Below are 20,557 nucleotides of genomic sequence, written 5' to 3'. Positions count from 1 at the left end.
AAACTCTGGTTTATGGCCAGGTCTAGAACTCTTTGGTGATGGTATGGCCTTTTGGCAGCTTGTGGGCGATACCTTTGTGACAGTCGATACAGGTCTTGCCTTCATCTTCTGCCTTGTTGTGAATTTGCGCCGCGACAGGCTTTTGCTCAACAAAATCCATGAACTCGAAGTTGTGGCAGTTACGACACTCCTGTGAGTCATTGGCTTTCATCCTGGCCCATTCACGGGTCGCCATTTCCATCCGGTGGTCTTCAAATTTTTGTGGTGTATCCACAATCCCGATGAGTTTTCCGTACAACTCTTTGCTGGCCTGAATCTTACGGATCATCTTCGGTCCCCACTCTTTAGGTACGTGACAATCCGGACAGGTCGCACGAACGCCGGAGCGGTTCTGGTAGTGGATGGTGCCTACATACTCTTCGTAGACGTTTTCACGCATTTCATGACAGCCGATACAGAATTCTTCCTGATTACTCATTTCCATACCGGTGTTAAAGCCACCCCAGAAAATGATACCGGCGATAAAACCAATGGTCAGAATGCTCCCTATTGCCATCGTGCTGGGCTTGATAAACCAGGCCCAAAGGCGTTTTAAAAATCCCATAGCGCCTCCTATTGACCGAATTTACCGGCAGGCGTGAACTCATTGCTGACCAGCGGCGCTGCGTCAACCTGGGTTACGTGGCACTGCAGGCAGAAGTAACGTCTTGGCGCTACCTCGGTCAGTACTTTGTCATCGCGGTCCATATAGTGAGTTGGACTGACACGAGGTGCACCTGATTTGCGGTAGGTGCTTACATCGTGACACTGAAGACAACCGTTGTTGGACTGGTTAAGCTGCACCTGATCCGTAGAATGGGGGATCAAAGGTGGCTGATTCACGTAATCCAGCGCGAGCTTATCCTGACTTTTTGGAACGTGCTTTAATTCGGGAACTTTGTTCAGTTCGTTAATTTCCTGTTCCCCGCGGAGAGAGGTCACTTCAGCGACCGCTGCCGCACTTACAATCGCTGCCAGCACTGCAGACACGACAAACTTACTCTTCATATTTAGCTCCAGTTTTTATTCTGAATTCGAATACTCTTTCAGCACAGACATCAATACAGCGACCGCAACTGATGCAATCCTGGCTCATTACTCTTCTGTCACCCTGTTTTAACGGCTGGCGGAGGACCTTAGGCTCCGGACAGACGTAGAAACAGTCCATGCAGTTATTACATTTTTCCCTGTTCACCGCCGTAACACGGGTTAACCCGTAACGACCGATGACCCCATAGGTGGCGCCAAGCGGGCAGAGATGCCCACACCAACCGTGCTCGACCAGAAGCAGGTCAATCAAAAACACAATGACCAGCAGCGTCCAGCCTGTACCCATACCAAAGACCAGTCCGCGGTGCAGCGCCGAAACCGGATCCAGCCAGACCCAAAGAAGGGTGTTGGAAACGGCACTGCCGACCAGAATTGCGCCAAGCAACCAGTATCTGAGATTAGATGGCCACTGGTAGCTGGCTTTGAAACCGGTCTTTCTGCGTATCCAGGCGGCCAGGTCGGTCAGCATATTGACCGGGCAAACCCAGCCGCAGAAAACACGCGGTCCGGCTATGGCGTAGAACACCACCACAATCAGTCCACCGGTGATGGCAGTGGTTTCCGGCCAGAAACCGGTCGCGATGGTTTGCATCAGCAGTAATGGATCTGACAGTGGAATGGTACCGAACAGTTCACCTGATGAGAGGTTACCGGCCAGCACGCCCCACGTTGGGCCCATAATAAACAGCACCATGATGCTGATTTGTACACCGCGTCGCAGCAATAGAAAACGGTTAGCGTGCCAAAGGCCCAGTTTTTCTCTTGCTGCTTTACCTGCGTCAACTGCTGAGTTTTTAGCCATCACAAACCTCCATCTTCAGGTCTGCGGGTTGGCAGGGTGAGCTGCTCAGGGATCAGGCTTTCGCCGCCGTGTTTGGCTTTCTCTTCCCAGCCAAGACGGTAGTGATGCCCGAGCTCGCCTTTTGCCAGCGCGGTCGGTACCACTTTGATCGCTGTTTCTTCCAGTACGCATGCTTCTTCACATTTTCCGCACCCGGTGCATTTGTCCGAGTGCACGGTTGGAATAAACATGGCGTGCACGCCGGTACGCTGGTTACGGACTGGCTCGAGTGTGATCGCTTCATCGATCACCGGGCAAACTCGGTAGCAGACGTCACAGCGCAGCCCCTGCCAGTTCAGACAGGTTTCGTGGTCAATCAGTACAGCTGTGCCCATCGCGGCTTTGGTGATATCGGTTAAACCGTGATCAAGCGCGCCGCTGGGGCAGGCCACCACACATGGAATGTCTTCGCACATCTCGCAGGGAATATCCCTGGCGGAGAAGTAGGGGGTACCTGTTGCGACAGGCGAAACCATGGTGGCGAGCTTCAGGGTGTCATAGGGACAAGCCTGAACACACAACCCACAGCGCAGACAAGCATTGAGAAACTCGGCTTCATCCAGTGCACCGGGCGGTCTGATCGGCACACTGGTGGTGTCAGCCTTACTCTGCTTCGTCTGCAGGCTCAGAACTGTTGTTGCTGCTCCCACACCAACCGCTGTTCTGACGGCGTCGCGCATAAAGCGACGCCGGCTTGCTGAGGGAAGTGATGATTTCACTTAACTGCTCCCTGTTTATCAGGCTTTCATGACTTTAACTGCACACTTCTTAAAGTCGGTCTCTTTTGACAGAGGGTCCGTTGCATCGAGTGTCAGTTTGTTGGTCAGTTGCCCTGCATCAAAGAACGGCATAAATACCAGTCCCTGAGGGACCTTATTCCGTCCGCGGGTTTCAACGTGACTGGTGATCTCACCACGGCGCGAAGCGACTTTGATCGCATCACCGCGGCGAAGTCCACGTTTCTTGGCGTCGAGCGGGTGCATGTACACCACCGAGTCAGGGTACGCACGATAAAGCTCGGGTACACGGCGCGTCATCGAACCGGTATGCCAGTGTTCCAGTACACGGCCGGTACAGAACCACAGGTCGTACTCGCTGTCTGGTGATTCCGCTGGTGGCTCATACGGCAGGGCAAAGATCACGGCTTTCTTATCTTTCTTGCCATAGAAAGAGAAGTTCTCACCTTTATTTACATACGGGTCATAGCCTTCTGAGTAACGCCACAGAGTTTCCTTGCCATCTACCACAGGCCAGCGCAGACCGCGGGACTGGTGGTACATTTCAAATGGAGCAAGGTCGTGTGCGTGTCCGCGTCCAAAGTAGGCATACTCCTCAAACAGACCTTTTTGAACGTAGAAGCCGAAGTCACGTGATTCATCGTTGAGGCGGTCATCCGGGATTTCGCTCAGTTTGTACTTGTCAACGTTGCCGTTAGCGTAAAGCACTTCGAACAGGGTCTTGCCTGCGAGTTCAGGTTTCTTGTCAATCAGCTCCTGTGGCCATACTTCTTCCACTTTGAAGCGTTTGGAGAACTCCATCAGCTGCCAAAGGTCAGATTTTGCTTCGCCTGGCGCTTTCACTTGCTGGTACCAGAACTGGGTGCGGCGCTCGGCGTTACCATAAGCACCTTCTTTTTCTACCCACATCGCAGTAGGCAGAATAAGGTCTGCAGCCATGGCTGTGACGGTTGGGTAAGGGTCTGAAACGACGATGAAGTTTGCCGGATCGCGGTAGCCCGGATAGCGTTCTTCGTTGATGTTCGGGCCGGCCTGCATGTTGTTGTTACACTGAACCCAGTAGGCGTTCAGCTTACGGTCTTTCAGCATACGGTCCTGAAGAACGGCGTGATAACCCGGTTTTGGCGGAATGGTACCAGCCGGAATATTCCATTTGGTTTCACACATCTCGCGGTGTTTTGGATTCATTACCACCATGTCGGCTGGCAGTCGGTGAGCAAAGGTACCCACTTCACGCGCAGTACCACAGGCTGATGGCTGGCCGGTCAGGGAGAACGGACCATTGCCCGGTTTGGAGATCTTACCGGTCAGCAGGTGGATGTTGTAAACAAGGTTGTTGGCCCATACGCCACGGGTATGCTGGTTAAAGCCCATGGTCCAGTAGGAGACGACTTTTACTTTCGGATCTGCATACATTTCGGCCAACTGCTCCAGCTGATCGATTGGCACGCCAGAGAGCTCTGACACATACTTCGCATCGTATTTCGAAACGTACTTGGCGTACGCTTCAAAGGTCATCGGCTTGGACTTCTTGCTGCCAGGGTTTTTGGCTGCTTTTTCCAGCGGATGTTCCGGGCGCAGGCCATAGCCGATATCCGTCTCACCTTCACGTATATTGACGTGTTTAGCCATAAAGTCTTTGTCGACTTTATTGTTCGAGATGATGTAGTGAGCAATATAGTTAAGAATGGCCAGATCGGTCTGTGGGGTAAAGATGATAGCGTTATCGGCCAGCTCATAAGAACGGTGTTCAAAAGTGGAGAGAACGGCAACACGAACATGTTTCTCAGACAGGCGGCGGTCAGTCAGGCGTGACCATAGAATAGGGTGCATCTCTGCCATGTTTGAGCCCCACAGCACGAATGCATCTGCGTGCTCGAGGTCATCATAACAACCCATTGGTTCATCCATACCAAAGGTACGGCCAAAGCCAACAACGGCAGACGCCATACAGTGACGTGCGTTAGGGTCGATGTTGTTTGAACGGAAGCCCGCTTTGTACAGTTTTGCTGCTGCGTAACCTTCCCAAACGGTCCACTGGCCTGAGCCAAACATACCCACAGAAGTCGGGCCTTTCTCTTTCAGTGCGGCCTTGAATTTGTCTGCCATCACATCAAAGGCTTCATCCCAGCTGACCGGGGTAAACTCGCCGTTTTTATCATAAACGCCGTCAGTCTTACGCAGCAGAGGCTGAGTAAGGCGATCCTGTCCGTACATGATCTTAGGCAGGAAATAACCTTTGATACAGTTAAGACCGCGGTTTACCGGCGCATCAGGGTCGCCCTGAGAGGCGACCACGCGGCCATTTTGCGTTCCGACCAGAACACTACAGCCGGTACCGCAGAAGCGGCAGGGGGCTTTGTCCCAGTGAACACTGTTATCCTTACCTGCAGCCCGGGCAACAGACGCCGGAAGCGTAACACCCGCTACCGATGCCGCTGCAACTGCTGCATTTGCTTTTAAGAACGTTCGTCTGCTGACACTCATTATTGCTTCCTCAGTCAAGCTCTGCTTGCTCGTCCATTTGATGGAATACCAGGGTTGCTGCAAGCACTCCCGGGATTTGTTTAATCTCTTCAAACATGTCTGCCAGGTAGGTTCGGCTGTCGCCCTCAATAACGACGACTAGTTTGCCGACTTCGTTTACGCCTGGGACTTCGGCACCTTCCATTTGCTCTATGGTGGCTTTTACTTTCTCCAGCTGATCTGCTGCGGCGTGCACTGCCAGACTGCTTACGTGGTAGGTCATTCGCTGCTTCCTGTTAGTTCGATGTTTATGGCATTTACCGGGCAGGGGCTGATGCAGGCACCGCATCCACTGCAACCGGAGGCGTTGAGGTTTGGTTTGGCGATACCACCAGGTGTCAGCCTGAATGAGATCGCCTGGTCTTCACACATATCGCCACAGCTGCGGCATTCGATTCCTTTGAGTGCCAGGCAGGTCTCATCAATTATCGCTACCTGTTGCCAGGGTCTGGTGTCCCGCGGATGAAACAGTGGTTCCGGGCAGATATCGGCGCACTTTCCGCAAAAGGTGCATTCTCCCAGTGCAAAATCGACAACAGGAAAGCCGCCATCTCCTTTTACGATGATGGCAGTCTCACATACTTCCTTGCATTTTCCGCAACGAGTGCACTGATCAGTGAACAGTTCCTCGCCGATAAGCCAGGGCATCCTTTGCACAGGCTTGGGTTTTGCAACAGAAGCGCGTCGAAACAGCTGGCGGCGGGCGATGTCTGTCAAATTACTTCCCAACTCATTCAACAATAGTCCAGATAAGAGTTATTGCTCATAAATCAGCATAGACCATTAATAATTAGATATTTTTGTTAATATGCTAAGTCTGGGATTTTGGTGGTATTTGTGAAATACCACCAAAGAGGTAAACAGATGCACGAATTGACACAGATCAATAATTGTTTATGACATTCTTCACACTATGAAAAACCGGTGGCTGGTGCCGGGGAAGCGCCCGGCGTAAGGAGTGGGTAACATCCCAGGCCGCTACTATCAGCCAGCTCACACAAATTAAACCCGATCACAGACAGGGTTAGTGGTTGGGTCTAAGCTAAGGTTAAGTTTTTTAAGAGGGTTTTCATTTGGCTTATTCTCCTGGCCGTCCGGTAACAACAACCATTGCCCGTGCGCTGCTGCTGATCCTGCTGCTGTCGGTGATGACGACCGGTTTTGCCCTTTTTACCCTTTCGTCGAGCCTTAATGATGCGGAGGCGGTGAATGTATCCGGTTCGATGCGGATGCAGAGTTACCGGCTTGCTTACGATATTCAGCAGGCATCTCCTCTTTATCATTTGCACCTTGACCAGTTTGAACAGTCTTTGTACTCGCCATCTATGCAGGCGCTGGTTCACTGGATTGTACCGTCCGATATTCAGCAGCATTACGCCAGTCTGATTTCCCGCTGGGAGGAACTGGACGTGCTGCTGCGCGGTGAGAACCGAACCGATTACGTGATGCAGGTGGCGGACTTTGTTGAACAGATAGACCAGTTTGTTTTTGAGTTACAACGTCACTCTGAGCGAAAGTTGATCGTGCTTGGTTGGGTAGCGGGGCTGGGACTTGGTGGAATCCTGCTGACGGCGCTGTTTGTGGTTCACTATGTGCGCAAAGAGATCGTGTTACCCCTGAGCCTGTTTGGCCGCGCCAGTGAAGAGATCCAAAAGCAGAACTTTAATATCGAAATCGATGTCAGTGGAGACAATGAACTGACCAGTCTGGCGGCAACCTTTAATACCATGACGGCAGAGCTGGGTAAGCTCTACCGGGGGCTGGAGCAGCGCGTAAGCGAGAAAACACACCGCCTGAGACACGCCAATGAATCACTGAAGGTTTTGTACGACTGCTCTCAGCAACTCAGTGTCAGCTATCTTTCTGCCGAACACTTTCAGACCATGCTGGGCTATCTGGTCCGGCTTGAAGGCATTCGGGCTGCGCGTTTGGTCATTGAAGAAGGCAGCCCGGCGGCGCTGGAATTTCGGGAAGGGACACCTGAGGGGAGTGAATGGCATTCTACTTCGCTCAATCTGGATGGTGAGTCGCTGGGCACCCTGAAATGGCAGGCCCGCCTGCCGTGTCCTGATCAGGCGCTGATCGACAACGTCGCACGGATCCTGGCGCGGGGTATTTATTACAACCGGGCGCAAAAGCAGAGTGAACAACTGCTTCTGATGGAGGAGCGGGCGACGATTGCCCGTGAACTTCATGACTCGATTGCTCAGTCGCTCTCTTATCTGAAAATTCAGGTTGCGCTGCTTAAAAGGCAGGTGGGTGGCGATTGCCAGGTAGACAGGTGCCGGGAGGCCACTGAGGCGATTGGAGAAATTGATGATGGGATCCGAAACGCCTACCGTCAGCTTCGTGAGTTGTTGGGCACTTTCCGTATGTCGGTTAAGGAAGCGGATTTTGGTGAAGCACTGGTACAGATGATTGCGCCACTACGCGAACAAACAGGCGCTGAACTTAGCGTAGATAATCAGCTGTCTTCGATTTACCTGCGCGCTAACCGGCAGGTACATCTTTTACAGCTAATCCGTGAAGCAGTTCTTAATGCGGTTAAGCATGCACAGGCAGACCTGATCACTGTGAGTTGCTCCAGTGCTGGTGACACGATTAAGGTGAGCATCACGGATGATGGTGACGGATTTGATATGAGCGTTCAAAAACGCGATCACTATGGGCTCAGCATAATGCATGAGCGGGCATCAAGATTAAGAGGGGAGCTGACCATTGACAGTGCTCCCGGCAAAGGCTGTACAGTCAGCCTGAGCTTTGAAAATGACCATGAGGCAGAAAATGACACCCAATAAGGTACTGATTGTTGATGACCACCCCCTGATGCGACGGGGGATCACTCAGTTACTCAATTATGAGCCGGATTTTGAAGTGATTACTGAGGCAAGTAATGGCCTGGATGCTCTTGCGCTTGCAGCAGAGCATGAGCCGGATTTGATCCTGCTTGACCTGAACATGAAGGGTATGTCCGGGCTCGATACCCTGAACGCCCTGCGAAATGAGGGTGTGGAAGCCATCATCGTTATTCTGACTGTATCGGATAACCCGGCCGATATTGAGGCATTAGTGCGCGCGGGGGCAGATGGTTACCTGCTGAAAGACAGCGAGCCGGATGAACTGATTGAGCTTATCCGTCAGGCGATGACCGGCAGCAAGAGCTACAGCCAACTGGTTGAGCAGTATCTGGCTGAGCGGATAGAAAAACCATCGCTCACAGAGCTGCTCACCGAAAGGGAAATGCAGATCTTGGGGGAAGTGGCAAAAGGCTTTCGAAACCGGCAGATTGCGGAAAGACTGTTTATCTCCGAATCGACAGTAAAAGTGCACATGAAGAGCTTGCTCAAAAAGCTCAGCGTGCCTTCACGAACGGCGGCGACGATTCTCTATTTCGAGCATTATGGAGCGGATATAAAATAAGTTGTTTATAAAATGCGGTGCTTTCTGTCTCGTGTGCCACAATTACTGAATGGATTTGTATTAAGGTTAAGCACTTAGCCCTCAGAAACGCATTTGATGTACAAATTCTGTATTAACTAAATTATATTTAACTCCACGCGACCTGACATAAGGTATAACTATGAAATGGCAAATAAAAATATTGCTGGGAGTTACAACATCGGTTGTTGCATGTAGCTCGTTCGCTGGTCGCTCGCTCGACAGTTTTTGGGAGTATAATGAGTTTCTGTCTGCTTTTCCTGAGCAGCAGGCACTGACTGCAGAATTAGGGGAGGCCGTCCGTCAGCCAGCGCAGCCTCTTTCTGTAAAGCAAAAAGAGCCGGTAAGGATATCGGTCGTCTATCCGGGCGAGCAGGTATCAGATTACTGGCGGCGTAACATCAGCGCCTTCACCAGCCGGATGGAAGAGCTGGGGATTAAGTATGAGATGAACCAGGTGTTCACCAGACCAAATCTGGATACGCGTCAGCAGAGCCTGTCACTGATGAAGGCTTTACAGGACAAGAGTGGCTATCTGATTTTCACACTCGATACCACAAGGCACCGAAAGTTTATTGAACACGTGCTCAATAATCCGGACACGCGGCTGATCCTGCAAAACATCACCACCCCGGTGAAAGCCTGGGCTGATAAGCAGCCTTTCCTGTATGTGGGTTTTGACCACCCGACCGGCAGCCGGGCGCTGGCAGAATATTTCGGTAACACTTTCCCGGAAGGTGCAGATTATTCAATGCTATACTTCTCTCCCGGGTATGTCAGTGACGCCCGTGGTGGCACTTTTATCGAAGAGATGCGCGGCACTGGCCGCCCTTATAAGATGGTTTCTTCTTTCTATACCCGGGCAACTCGCGAGAGTGGGTTTGAATCGGCCATGTCTATCCTGCAGGGTCAGGATGACATTGAGTTTATCTACGCCTGTTCGACCGATGTGGCACTGGGTGCAGCAGACGCACTTGAGCGGTTAAAACGTCAGGACATCGTGATTAACGGCTGGGGTGGAGGCAGCGCAGAGCTTGAAGCACTGGAGCAGGGCAAACTGGATGTCACCGTGATGCGCATGAATGATGATACCGGTGTTGCCATGGCTGAGGCCATTAAGCGCGACCTTGAACAGAAGCCTGTCCCGACGGTGTATTCTGGTGACTTTGAAGTGGTCACCAGTCAGGATTCCGCGGAAAAAATTGAGAAGCTAAAACTGAGAGCTTTCCGTTACTCGGATCAATAAGCGATATGGATGTAAAGCCAGTTAAGAATAAACGCACTCTGGCCAGTGTTCTGGTCCGGATTGTGATCACGATTTTCGCCATCGTTATGTTTGGTGTGGTGATCCAGACTTATCAGATCTCCTCGAATATCATTAAGCAGGAGGTGCAGCGCACCTCGTCTCAAACTTCGACCCTGCTGCAGAGCGTATTTGATTTTAAACTGGTGACCATGCAGAGCCATCAGGACAGCACTACGCTGAGCCTGACGCTGCAAAAGTTGTTTCTGGCTAAACGTAACCGCGATCTCGATTTCTTTTTTCTCGATGTAGAGCAGAGTGATCCGCTTAATACGCCGGATTTTCGCTTTATCACCTCCGGCAGTGGTTCCGCCCTCGGCTGGAATGACGGTAACAGCTATTTTTACGGCATTGGTGATGATCTGCTTGAAGAACTGGCTGAGCAGCTGCTTTCCCGACCGGGCTGGAGCTTTATTAAAGTGCCAACCGTGATGGGTGAGCGACACATGCTGGTAAGGCGTTCGCCCATTATTGTTCCTGACAACGGCCAGGTGATTGGTCAGCTCTATATCGCGCTGGTACTGAACAACAACTTTACTTTTATTGAGCAGCTTAAAGGTGCTGCTGACAGTGAAGGGGCCATCATCATGTCCGGTGACAGTGTGGTGGCGTCTTCACTGGCACCGGATGATCCGCGTTTTATTGATATGCTGGATCTGCTCGGCCCTGAGCCGACCTCTTACTCCCGTTACCTGCTTCAGCAGACCGAACTGGTGGTGGCAGATACGCCGCTGCCGCTGAATGTGGTGACTATCCAGAATAACTCCAACATTGTAGCGCTGGAAAAAACCTATCGCATGGGGCTGATTGCTTCTGTCGCGGTGGTCATCCTGATGGCGCTGTTTTTCCGCCATGTTATCCGCCGTATTCTGACCAATCAGCTTGAAGTGCTGATGAGTTATGCCATGAGTGTCAGTGAAGAAGATGGTGAACAGCGCCGGTTTGAAGGCTCCAGTATTGAAGAATTTGATTCGCTGGGCCACAAACTGGAAGAGACTTTCATGCAACTACGTGAAAAAGAGAAGTCATTCCAGGATCTGTTCAGCTTCTCCCTGTCACCGATTATCGTCTGGGACACCGATGGTGGCGTTGTGCAGATGAACCCGGCGGCTGAGCGGGTGCTCAGGGTTTTCGGTTCGGTTAAGCAGAACGAATCATTTTCCGTCTTTCAGAGCAAGATAGCCTTCTATATCCGGATGGTGATGAAGGGCGAAACTCTGATGGGGGTGAACGTTCCTATTGATAACAAGATCTTCCGCTGGAACCTTTCGCCGATCAAGCTCGATGACGGCATTGGCGCCATTATTGGTCAGGGCCAGGATATTACCGCGCTTATTGAAGCAGAAAAACAGAGTAATCTTGCCCGTATTGAAGCGGAAAGTGCCGCGATGGCGCGCGCAGACTTCCTGGCGAAAATGAGCCATGAGATCCGCACACCACTAAACGGGATTCTTGGGGTCAGCCAGTTGCTGAAACACTCACTGGAGAAAGAAGAAAACCGTGATCAGGTGGATATTCTCTATCGTAGTGGTGAGCATTTGCTGGCTGTCCTGAATGATATTCTTGATTTTTCAAAGATCGAACAGGGCAAGCTGAGCCTTGAGTTCAGTGATTTTCAGTTTGGAGATTTCATCAAACCTCTGGAAAGCATTTACCGGCCTATGTGTCACGACAAAGGCCTGAGCCTGACGGTAGAGAGCCCGGTTGGGGATGAGGTGATCATCAGCACAGACCAGGTCAGGCTGAATCAGATTGTGTTTAATCTGCTCAGTAACGCGATCAAATTTACGTCCGAAGGCAGTGTTTCCGCCCGTTTTGATCTGGAAACCATTGATGCCGGCCGCGCGAATCTGAACATTGAGGTCAGTGATACCGGTATTGGTATTGCGGAAAGTAATCTGGGCAATATGTTCGAACCTTTCACTCAGGCCGAACGCTCCACAACCCGTGAGTATGGCGGCAGTGGTCTGGGCCTGAGCATTGTGAAGAATCTGCTTGATATGTTGGGTGGCCGAATTGGGGTGAAAAGTGAGCTGGGAGAAGGCAGTACTTTTTACGTCAGTCTGCCGGTGAACCTGGTTACCGTGGTGCCGGAAGTACGTCAGGAAGTGATTGCGCCAGCGGTTAACTTTGACATGTTTGATATTCCGCCACGGGTATTGCTGGTAGAAGACAACAAGAGCAATGCGTTTATCGCCAAAGCCTTCTGTGAGAAGTTCGGTATGGAAACTGAATGGGCGCAGGATGGGGTGTCAGCGCTGAAAATTCTGGCTGAAAAACGTTTTGATCTTATCTTGATGGACAATCAGATGCCTGGCATGGATGGGGTAGAAGCGACCCGCTATATCCGTCAGGAGATGCAGCTGGATACGCCGGTCTTTGCCTGTACTGCTGATGCTTATGAGTCGACTCAGCAGGCGTTTATCAGCGCCGGTGCCAACTACATTATTGTCAAACCAATTAAAGAGCGTCCGTTGCAGGAGGCACTTTCTTTCTTTAAACGCCGTTTTGTTGATGTGAGGGCTGACGCAGAGTGATCTGCGTCCGGAGATTTGTACGAAAAATAGCCGCTGGATTAATCAAATTTTGTTCGATGATTAATTTGATGTACGCTATGATTCATATAAATACGCTTTCATTGAGACTGGAGTCATTAGCCGGGGGCAGGCATTATGCCCGGCAGCACTTCGTGAAGTACTCAGATCACGGTTAAGAACCACTATAAAACACTACTTGCTTATCGTGTGAAAGCTCCGACAGCACTGCCTGGTCACGGGGTGGCGCTGTATACGTCAGATAAGGAAGGTGACTATGCGGCAGTTTGCTCGCGATTTGTGTGATCGGGATATGCTGATCATGCTGGTGCTACCTATGGCACTGTTTTTTATTGCATCCACATTCAGCTCTCTGTTCACAACCATGGTTGTGACGCTTTCGTACGCCCTGGCTGTTTTGGCGTACTACCGTCGTGCGTTTATTCCGTTGTTTTTTTCGCTGCTTGCCAGTATTGAATGGCTGGTGCTGGAGTTCTCTCCACTGGCGGAAGTGCTGACTCAGCCGGCCACTGTGTGTATCGTAAGCTCGTGCCTGGCCGCACTCTTGCTGACAGTATTTTCCCTGATGGGTAAGCCTGTTCCCATGTTGATTGGAGAGGCAATGAACCCTCACTTTGAAGCCCTGCGTGAGAGCTATCAGGACGATTATCAGCGGATGTGGCAACAGATCAATCTGCTGTGGGTGGTAGCCTTTACCCTTAAGGCACTGCTGTTTGTGGTGATTGCGCCGGAGAGCAACAGTGGAGTACAGGCGATGGTGATGGTGCTTGAATGGCCATTGATCGTGGTGCTGATCATTGGCTCTGCAGCGATTGTGAACCGGAAAGCGCTGGGCTTCTATCACTCATCGCTGCAGCAGTAGTGTTATTTGACTGGGTCAGCGGGCCAGCTTATGGTGTGCCCGGGAGAAATGACCGGCACTGAATGCGCCGACAATAGACAGTTCCCCCGCAAGACAAAGCGCTGCGCAGACCTCTGCCAGCGCTTTTGCGTTTCCGCTGCCGGAAAGTCCCATCAGATCCAGACAGGCTCTCTGGCTTGGTAGTCCGGTACCGCCACCAACCGTACCTACCATCAGGTTTGGCAGGGTCACGCAGGTGTACAGGTCGCCATTGTCAGTGACCTCCATCCGCGTCATGCCCGTAGCAGACTCGGCCACACAGGCCGCGTCCTGACCGCAGGCAATGTATAGTGCCGCAAGGGCATTGGCGTAATGAGCGTTCACCCCAATAGAGCCACTCAGCAGGGCTCCGGTGGTGGTCATGCGGCCAAAGCGTTCCATTTGCTCTGGTGTGGTATGCAGATACCGGGCAACCAGCTCGCGTGACAGGCGCACTTCTGCTGATACCTTTTTACCCCTTACGTGGCGCATGGTGTAAGCGTTAGCTTTCTTGTCTCCGGAGAGATTACCGTCCAGGCAGGCATATACCGGCATCACAGGGGTATGGGTCATGATGTATTCCATTACCGAGTTGGTAGAAATGGTCACCATGTTCTGACCGGAAGCATCACCGGTCAGGAATTCAAAGACCAGGTAGACCTGGTTGCCTTCAATATTGACGTTGATGTCTTTAAGTTTTCCGTGAGAGGTCGTCGATTCGGCGATTTCGCGAAAGACGTCGTACTGGGTGGTGACCCAGGCGACAAACTGACCGGCCTGAGCCAGACCTTCAAAGGCAAAACCCGGTGTACGGGTTACACCTTCGTTGATCAAAAGAGCGGACGCGCCGCCTGCAGCGGTGATCAGTTTTGACCCCCTGTCATAGGAAGCAACCAGCGCAGCTTCGGTAGTCGCCAGGGGAATAGCGTAGTCGCCACTGGCAAACAGGCCGTTCACCCGCAGGGGACCGGCGATACCAACTGGCAGTTTCACCGTGCCAATGAAGTGTTCGATGTTTTTGGCATAAGCCGCCATGCTTTCCTGAGTAGTCTGGTCGAGCAGGATATGCTGCGCTGCCGGGTTATCCAGTGCTTCCCAGCGTTTTTGAACAGTCTTGTCGCGCAGGAAAGGCGAGCGTGGCATCGGGGTATCCACAGGCTGGTGTTTGGGGCCGATGGCTTCGGCCAGCGTGCTGCTTGACTTCTCACAGCTCAGCGTTGGGTGGTGCGGATCCGCGCTCAGGTTCAGTTTAGGCATATCATTCTGCATTTTTATCCGGGGAGGCAAATTTTAGCTGGCTGCTAGCAGAAAACAAGCAGGGGACAAAGTTGTTTACAACAAAACTGTTAATCCGGCGCACGGATGTGCCAATAGTGTGAACCACTATTCAACCTGGCCATATATCCTGTTGTACGTTTTGTGGTTTTTGATACACCGGCCCATAATACAACGTGATTTAAAGGAGGTACACGGTGACAGAAATCCATTTGTTTCGCCATGGGCAGACCGAGGCTAACCTCGAAGGCAGAATACAGGGGCACGAAAATGCGCCGCTGACGGAACTTGGGATTGCTCAGGCAATTGAAGCGCGTGAGAAAATACGTGGCGTGCGCTTTGATGTCGTGGTGACATCTCCCAGTGGACGTGCTGTTCATACCGCCGACCTGCTGATGAATGGCGCAGAGATCCCGGTGTTTACTGACGATGGTCTGAAAGAGATCTTTCTTGGTGAGTGGGAAGGGAGGATTTTTGAGGAAGTGCAGGCGCAGCATCCACAGCAGTTTGACAACTTCTGGCACGCACCGAGCCAGTTTAATAACCCCAGTGGTGAAAGCTTTGCGGACGTCGCTCATCGCGGATATGAAGCCCTGAAGCGTGTGGCAGAAGACCACAAAGGTAAAACTATTCTGGTGGTGTCTCACGCTGCGTTTATCAAAACCCTGCTTAACAAACTACTTGGTGGTGGTCCGGATGATATCTGGCACGAGCCGATGGCAGATAATCTTGCCCATTCGGTGATTCATGTAAAAGACGGTGAAGATTTCTGGGTTTCCAAGGTTTGTGACCAGATGCTGCCAACCCTGAGTTGACTCTGACTTTATAAATTTCGCACTGGATCTCAAATTTTGCCGCACAACTGTATGTTTATACAGTTGTGCGCTATGCTATGTGGGCATTAATGAGAGAAGCCCATGAGAACAGACTATCAGTTGCGGTTACGCCCGGTGATCCGCTACCTTGAAAAAAACTTTAACGAGCCGCTTAACCTGACCAAAGTCGCGGAGCTGGCTAATCTGTCGCCTTATCACTTTCACCGTACGTTTAAAGCGGTGCAGGGGGAGACGTTGGCCGAATTTTTACGACGGTTGCGTTTACAGGCTGCGGCAGGGGACTTGTTTTATAAGAAAAATTCTGTCACCGCAGTTGCGCTCGATTACGGTTTTTCCAGCTCTCAGAGCCTTGCGAAAGCATTTCGCAGTCATTTTGGTGTTGCACCCAGCGCGTTTCGGGAATGTATCAGTATGGATGCGTTCACGAGCCTGGCTAAAAGCAGCAAGATAGGACACGCAAACCGCAAGCAGGGAAACGCTTCTGAACCATCGGCTTCCTATACTGAGCACCAGTACTTAACAGGGAGAACCAAGATGAAAACTGAAAACTTTGACTCGGCAACACTGGCTTACATTCGCGTGACCGGTCCCTATGGTGAAAACTACGAGCAGGCCTGTGAGAAGCTGTGGGGCTGGGCTGGTCCTGCCGGATATGCGGAAAATACCTGTATCTTTATTTACCATGATAATCCTGAGATCACCCCGGCGGATAAATGCCGTACCGATATCTGTCTGATGGTTCCATCAGAAACAGAACTGCCAGCGGGTATTGAGAAGCAGGACTTCGCTGGTGGCCGCTATGGTACGCTGCGTCAGACAATTAAAGAGAAAAGTCAGTATGGTATGGCCTGGGATGATCTGATGAAACAGCTGACAGAGTCAGGAATGGAGTGTGATGAACGACCATGTTTCGAGTTGTATCACAGTTACGATCCGCAGACCGAAGTGGCAGATGTGAGTTTCTGTACTGCGGTAAAATCTTGATTTAAAGGAGGTTCGGCGTACCTTAAATCGTACGCCGGACATTGGCTGTCCATTACAACCTTTGTTGATAAATTAATTTATAACGGCCGGACTGAAGCACCGCCTGTGCTACGCTATAAGTACCTGGGTTCTTATTAAGCGATAGTTGTGGGCAGTGCAGTGGTTTCATTTCTTCGGTCAGTAAGGCGCTCTGGCGTGTTCATCGCGCTGGTGCTGATGGCGTTTGCCTGCCGCGCAGAAATGACCATACATAATGTTCTGGTTCTTCATTCTTATGAACCCTCTTATCAGTGGACCCGTGATCTTCAGCGTGGTATCGACAACGCGCTGGCAGATGCGCAGGTACAGACCAAGCTCTCCATTGAGTATCTTGACAGTAAACGCCGCTCTGAAGCGGAATATCTTAAGCAGTTCGAAGCGTATTTTACGGAGAAGTATCGTGATTACCCCTTTGATGCAGTGATCATTACTGACGACAATGCGCTTATCATGTTAAAACGCCTTGCGTATCTGGTGGGCCCGGAAACGCCGGTAGTGGCGGTCGGGATCAACAGTGGCAGGCTTACCTTAAAAGAAGAGTTTCCTCATAACCGGATTTACTACTCCGCAGATAAAACACTCGAAAACCTCAATCTTATTGGCCTGGTGAGACCGGGGCTGAACAGGCTCTATTTTCTGACCGATAAGTCTCACACGGCGCATTATGTCGCCCTTCAGGTGCGAAAAATTCTCAGGCGCAGCGCCATCAGCCACGCAGAACTGGTGGTTGTAGATGACCTTTCTCTTGCTCAGGCGTCAGAGTTCGTTGCCGGGATTTCACCGGATGACGCGGTTCTGCTCAGCCATTTCAACACTGAGGTAACTGAAGGGATATATCACTCCTATCAGGAAGTTTCGTATGAGATCGGCAGCGCCAGTTCTGCGCCTGTGTTTGTGATGTGGCAGTTTTATATCCGCTATGGGGTGCTTGGCGGGGTAGTGAACCACTCTGAGCAGCTTGGACGTACTGCGGTGTATGCACTTGATGAGTTGCTGGACCTTAATATGGTTCACGAGCCGGAGTATACCAGCAGCTATCGCCCGGTTTTTTCCTGGCCGGCCATGCAGCGGCATGATATCTCCCGCAGGCTGCTCCCGGCGGATGCACTGATCGTTGACCGGCCAATGAGTCTCTGGGAAAAGCACTGGCGGATTATTGTTATATCAGCAGTGATTATCGCTTTCCTGCTGGTGGTGATCCTCGCTCAATGGGCACTGCTGCGGCATAAACGTACCATTGCCAGAAATAACCGCAGGATCTATTTGCTTCAAAGGCGCACCCTGAATGTACAAAAAGAGATGATTTTGCTGCTGGGTGAGGCAATAGAAAGCCGCTCCGGTGAAACCGGCAATCATGTTAAACGGGTCGCGCGGATCTCGGCGCGTCTGGCACAGTTGCATGGCCTGAGTCATCGTGAAGTGGAAATGCTCGAAATCATCAGTCCGATGCACGATGTGGGTAAGATTTCGATTTCAGAATCAATACTGGAAAAACCGGGTAAGCTCACTGAAAAGGAGTGGGCGGTAATGAAACAGCACACTACGGAGGGGCATAACCTGCTTAGCAGTAGCAAAGGCGAGCTGTTTCGCCTGGCAGCGATCGTGGCGCATCAGCACCATGAGCATTGGGACGGTACCGGCTACCCGATGGGACTCGGTGCGACCGATATTCATGTGTTTGCCCGCATTACCGCGATTGCCGATGTGTTTGATGCATTGCTGAGTGAGCGTTGTTACAAGGCGGCGTGGTCTGTACGTGCCGTCACCGAATACTTCTTTAAAGGCGCCGGGGGGCAGTTCGACCCGGCGTTGACCGAGCTGTTGCTGGATAATATGGATGAGTTTCTCGCGATCCGGCACCAGTATCCGGATCGCTGAGGTACAGGTTTACCGGGTGGTCTGGCCGGACTCAAAGATCAGGCTGGCCGCCACGCAGCGCAATGTGGCGTAGTCATAACGCTGCTCAAGGGCTTCAAATGCCGGCTTCAGTTTACGCTCTTTAAGGATGTTATGCGCCTGCATAACCTCGCTGATTTCCCCTAGCTGTTGCTCATTCATGGTGACAACGTCACATAGTTCACAGGCGCCGCTCTCAATAGCATTAGCCAGATGAGCGAGAATGGTGTTTTCAGCCAGGGAACGTTTGGTGGCGATCTGATCAGGTGTCATACCCTGTTTGAGCAGTTCCAGCGAGGAAAGCTCGGTTGCATTAAGCACTTTGAGCTCTGCCGGTTTCTGTTCGATCACTTCCAGAAGGGCATCACCATATTTCTCGATTTTGGTTTCGCCGAATCCGGAGATTTCCGTCAGCTGAGTTTTGTTCTCAGGACGTACCCGGGCCAGTTCGCGCAGGCTCGAATCATGGCATATCACGTACGCAGGCACGTTTTGTTCCCGGGCCAGTTCAGTACGCCGCGCTTTAAGTTTTTCAAACTGCTCCAGGTCCACCGCAGGGAGTGAGTCGTCCGTGCTGGTAGCTTTCTTTTTGGCAGAGCCTGCTTTTCTCAGTTCTCTTAGTTCAACCGCCTGGTTGCCTTTGAGTACATCGCGACAGGTCGGGGAAAGGCGCAGGCTGCTGTACTCGCCTTCCACCTCAATAAAGTTCATCGCGATCAGCTGGCGGTATACACCTTTCCACTGGTTGGCGTTGAGTTCAGTGCCGACTCCAAATACTGACAGCTTATCGTGGCCGTTGGCACGGATCCTGTCATCCGTTTTTCCCAGCAGCACATTGATGAGATAAGTAACCCCAAAACGCTGATCGCAGCGGTAGACCGCAGAGAGCGCTTTTTGTGCCGCGACGGAACCATCCCAGGTTTTAGGCGGATTAATGCAGTTATCACAGTTACCGCAGGGTTCAGACAGGGTCTCGCCAAAATAGCCCAGCAGGGTCTGGCGGCGGCAGGAAGCCATTTCGCAGTAACCAAGCAGGGCGTTGAGTTTTTGCATCAGTACCTGTTTGTACTGGTCACTGCCCTGAGAGTTTTGTGCCATCTGGCGTTGCAGCACCATGTCCTGCATGCCATAGGTCATCCAGGCGTTGGCTGGGCTGCCGTCACGTCCCGCACGTCCGGTTTCCTGATAGTAGGATTCGATGCTTTTTGGCAGGCTGAGGTGGGCGACAAAGCGGACATCCGGCTTGTCGATCCCCATACCAAACGCGATCGTGGCGACGATGATGATCCCGTCTTCACGCAGAAACCGCTGCTGATTCGTTTCGCGTGCCTCTGCACTCATCCCTGCGTGATAGGCAAGGGCAGTGCGTCCCTGGCTGCTGAGCCAGGCGGCGGTTTCTTCCACCTTTTTGCGTGACAGGCAGTAAACGATACCGGCATCGTCTGCGTGGTGAGTATTGATAAACGAAAGCAGCTCTTTCTTTGCCCCCGACGCTTCAGAGACCATATAGCGAATATTGGGCCGGTCAAAACTGTGGACAAACACTTGCGCATTGCCAAGCCCAAGCTGGTCGATGATCTCCTGGCGGGTGCGCGAATCGGCGGTGGCCGTCAGGGCGATGCGCGGTACGGACGGAAAACGTTGCTGCAATACTCTCAGCTGTTGATATTCAGGGCGGAAGTCGTGTCCCCACTGGCTCACACAGTGCGCTTCGTCAATCGCGAACAGCGCGATGTGGGTTTGTTCCAGCAGGCTCAGCATGCGCTCCATCATCAGCCGTTCTGGGGCCACGTAAAGCAACTGAATCTCACCATTTAACAGCCTTTGTTCAACTTCAGCCTGTTCATACTGATCCAGGGTGGAGTTAAGAAAAGCCGCTTCAATACCGACCTGTTTAAGCGCATCCACCTGGTCCTGCATCAGGGCGATCAGCGGTGAAATCACCACGCCAGCTCCCGGGCGAAGCAGTGCCGGGATTTGATAACACATGGATTTACCGCCACCGGTTGGCATCAGCGTCAGCACATCTTCGCCCCTGACCAGGGCATCAATAATATCGGCCTGCTGATGGCGGAAGGCATCGTAACCAAAGATGGATTTGAGCAAAGAAAGGGGAGTGTGCATAGGTGACGCGTCTGATGAATGATGGCGCGATCTT

The 20,557-nt window shown here is 51.8% G+C and carries 17 protein-coding genes; 8 read left to right on the top strand and 9 right to left on the bottom strand.

Annotation, left to right across the window (positions count from 1 at the left end; all coding sequences use genetic code 11):
- Positions 1-22: 22 nt before the first annotated feature.
- The 7 genes from napC to napF are packed head-to-tail and all read right to left on the bottom strand — an operon-like array spanning position 23 to position 5,910.
- Positions 23-604, bottom strand: a complete 582-nt coding sequence (napC, locus tag ACVB80_RS17100; protein ID WP_481082500.1) for a cytochrome c-type protein NapC — start codon at positions 602-604, stop codon at positions 23-25.
- Between the two features lie 8 nt (positions 605-612).
- The gene (locus tag ACVB80_RS17095; protein WP_481082499.1) at positions 613-1,047 is read right to left on the bottom strand and encodes a nitrate reductase cytochrome c-type subunit; all 435 of its coding nucleotides are present in this window, start codon (positions 1,045-1,047) and stop codon (positions 613-615) included.
- On the bottom strand, positions 1,037-1,891 hold the full coding sequence (gene napH, locus ACVB80_RS17090; RefSeq protein ID WP_481082498.1) for a quinol dehydrogenase ferredoxin subunit NapH: 855 nt from the start codon (positions 1,889-1,891) through the stop codon (positions 1,037-1,039). The genes ACVB80_RS17095 and napH overlap by 11 nt, the downstream gene beginning before the upstream one ends.
- Positions 1,891-2,649 carry a ferredoxin-type protein NapG gene (napG, locus tag ACVB80_RS17085; protein WP_481082497.1) on the bottom strand — a complete coding sequence of 253 codons (759 nt, stop codon included), beginning with the start codon at positions 2,647-2,649 and terminating at the stop codon, positions 1,891-1,893. Before napG ends, napH begins: the two co-directional genes overlap by 1 nt.
- An 18-nt stretch (positions 2,650-2,667) precedes the next feature.
- The gene (gene napA, locus ACVB80_RS17080) at positions 2,668-5,154 is read right to left on the bottom strand and encodes a nitrate reductase catalytic subunit NapA (protein WP_481082496.1); all 2,487 of its coding nucleotides are present in this window, start codon (positions 5,152-5,154) and stop codon (positions 2,668-2,670) included.
- A 10-nt stretch (positions 5,155-5,164) separates the two neighbouring features.
- The gene (locus ACVB80_RS17075; protein ID WP_481082495.1) at positions 5,165-5,416 is read right to left on the bottom strand and encodes a chaperone NapD; all 252 of its coding nucleotides are present in this window, start codon (positions 5,414-5,416) and stop codon (positions 5,165-5,167) included.
- Positions 5,413-5,910, bottom strand: a complete 498-nt coding sequence (gene napF, locus ACVB80_RS17070) for a ferredoxin-type protein NapF (protein ID WP_481082494.1) — start codon at positions 5,908-5,910, stop codon at positions 5,413-5,415. The genes ACVB80_RS17075 and napF overlap by 4 nt, the downstream gene beginning before the upstream one ends.
- A 356-nt stretch (positions 5,911-6,266) precedes the next feature.
- Here napF and narQ point away from each other — a divergent pair, with 356 nt between their 5' ends.
- The 5 genes from narQ to ACVB80_RS17045 all read left to right on the top strand — a co-directional run bounded on the left by narQ (position 6,267) and on the right by ACVB80_RS17045 (position 13,351).
- Positions 6,267-7,991 (top strand): nitrate/nitrite two-component system sensor histidine kinase NarQ, encoded by a 1,725-nt coding sequence (gene narQ, locus ACVB80_RS17065; protein ID WP_481082493.1) that lies wholly within the window; start codon positions 6,267-6,269, stop codon positions 7,989-7,991.
- Entirely contained in the window at positions 7,978-8,613 is a 636-nt protein-coding gene (locus ACVB80_RS17060) for a response regulator (protein WP_481082492.1), read from the top strand. The genes narQ and ACVB80_RS17060 overlap by 14 nt, the downstream gene beginning before the upstream one ends.
- Positions 8,614-8,773: 160 nt before the next feature.
- A complete protein-coding gene (locus ACVB80_RS17055) occupies positions 8,774-9,877 on the top strand; it encodes an autoinducer 2-binding periplasmic protein LuxP (protein ID WP_481082491.1) in 1,104 nt (367 codons plus the stop codon).
- Positions 9,878-9,882: 5 nt separating this feature from the next.
- Positions 9,883-12,471 carry a LuxQ periplasmic sensor domain-containing protein gene (locus ACVB80_RS17050; protein ID WP_481082490.1) on the top strand — a complete coding sequence of 863 codons (2,589 nt, stop codon included), beginning with the start codon at positions 9,883-9,885 and terminating at the stop codon, positions 12,469-12,471.
- 274 nt (positions 12,472-12,745) lie between these two features.
- Entirely contained in the window at positions 12,746-13,351 is a 606-nt protein-coding gene (locus ACVB80_RS17045; protein WP_481082489.1) for a hypothetical protein, read from the top strand.
- Positions 13,352-13,366: 15 nt separating this feature from the next.
- On the opposite strand, the gene ACVB80_RS17040 is transcribed toward ACVB80_RS17045, so the two are convergent.
- Entirely contained in the window at positions 13,367-14,626 is a 1,260-nt protein-coding gene (locus ACVB80_RS17040) for a hydroxymethylglutaryl-CoA reductase (protein ID WP_481082488.1), read from the bottom strand.
- 215 nt (positions 14,627-14,841) lie between these two features.
- Here ACVB80_RS17040 and ACVB80_RS17035 point away from each other — a divergent pair, with 215 nt between their 5' ends.
- From ACVB80_RS17035 to ACVB80_RS17025, 3 genes are all read left to right on the top strand, one after another.
- Complete coding sequence (locus ACVB80_RS17035; RefSeq protein ID WP_481082487.1) at positions 14,842-15,459, top strand: histidine phosphatase family protein; 618 nt, start codon at positions 14,842-14,844, stop codon at positions 15,457-15,459.
- A gap of 102 nt (positions 15,460-15,561) precedes the next feature.
- The gene (locus ACVB80_RS17030) at positions 15,562-16,464 is read left to right on the top strand and encodes an AraC family transcriptional regulator (protein ID WP_481082486.1); all 903 of its coding nucleotides are present in this window, start codon (positions 15,562-15,564) and stop codon (positions 16,462-16,464) included.
- A gap of 195 nt (positions 16,465-16,659) precedes the next feature.
- Entirely contained in the window at positions 16,660-18,381 is a 1,722-nt protein-coding gene (locus ACVB80_RS17025) for an HD domain-containing phosphohydrolase (protein ID WP_481082485.1), read from the top strand.
- Between the two features lie 9 nt (positions 18,382-18,390).
- On the opposite strand, the gene recQ is transcribed toward ACVB80_RS17025, so the two are convergent.
- Positions 18,391-20,523 carry a DNA helicase RecQ gene (gene recQ, locus ACVB80_RS17020; RefSeq protein ID WP_481082484.1) on the bottom strand — a complete coding sequence of 711 codons (2,133 nt, stop codon included), beginning with the start codon at positions 20,521-20,523 and terminating at the stop codon, positions 18,391-18,393.
- Positions 20,524-20,557: the final 34 nt, after the last annotated feature.

Source organism: Vibrio sp. 9-16B-A1, from assembly GCF_056726165.1.
Note: the sequence above shows the minus strand (reverse complement) of the source record. Positions and strands in the feature narration are given on the sequence as shown.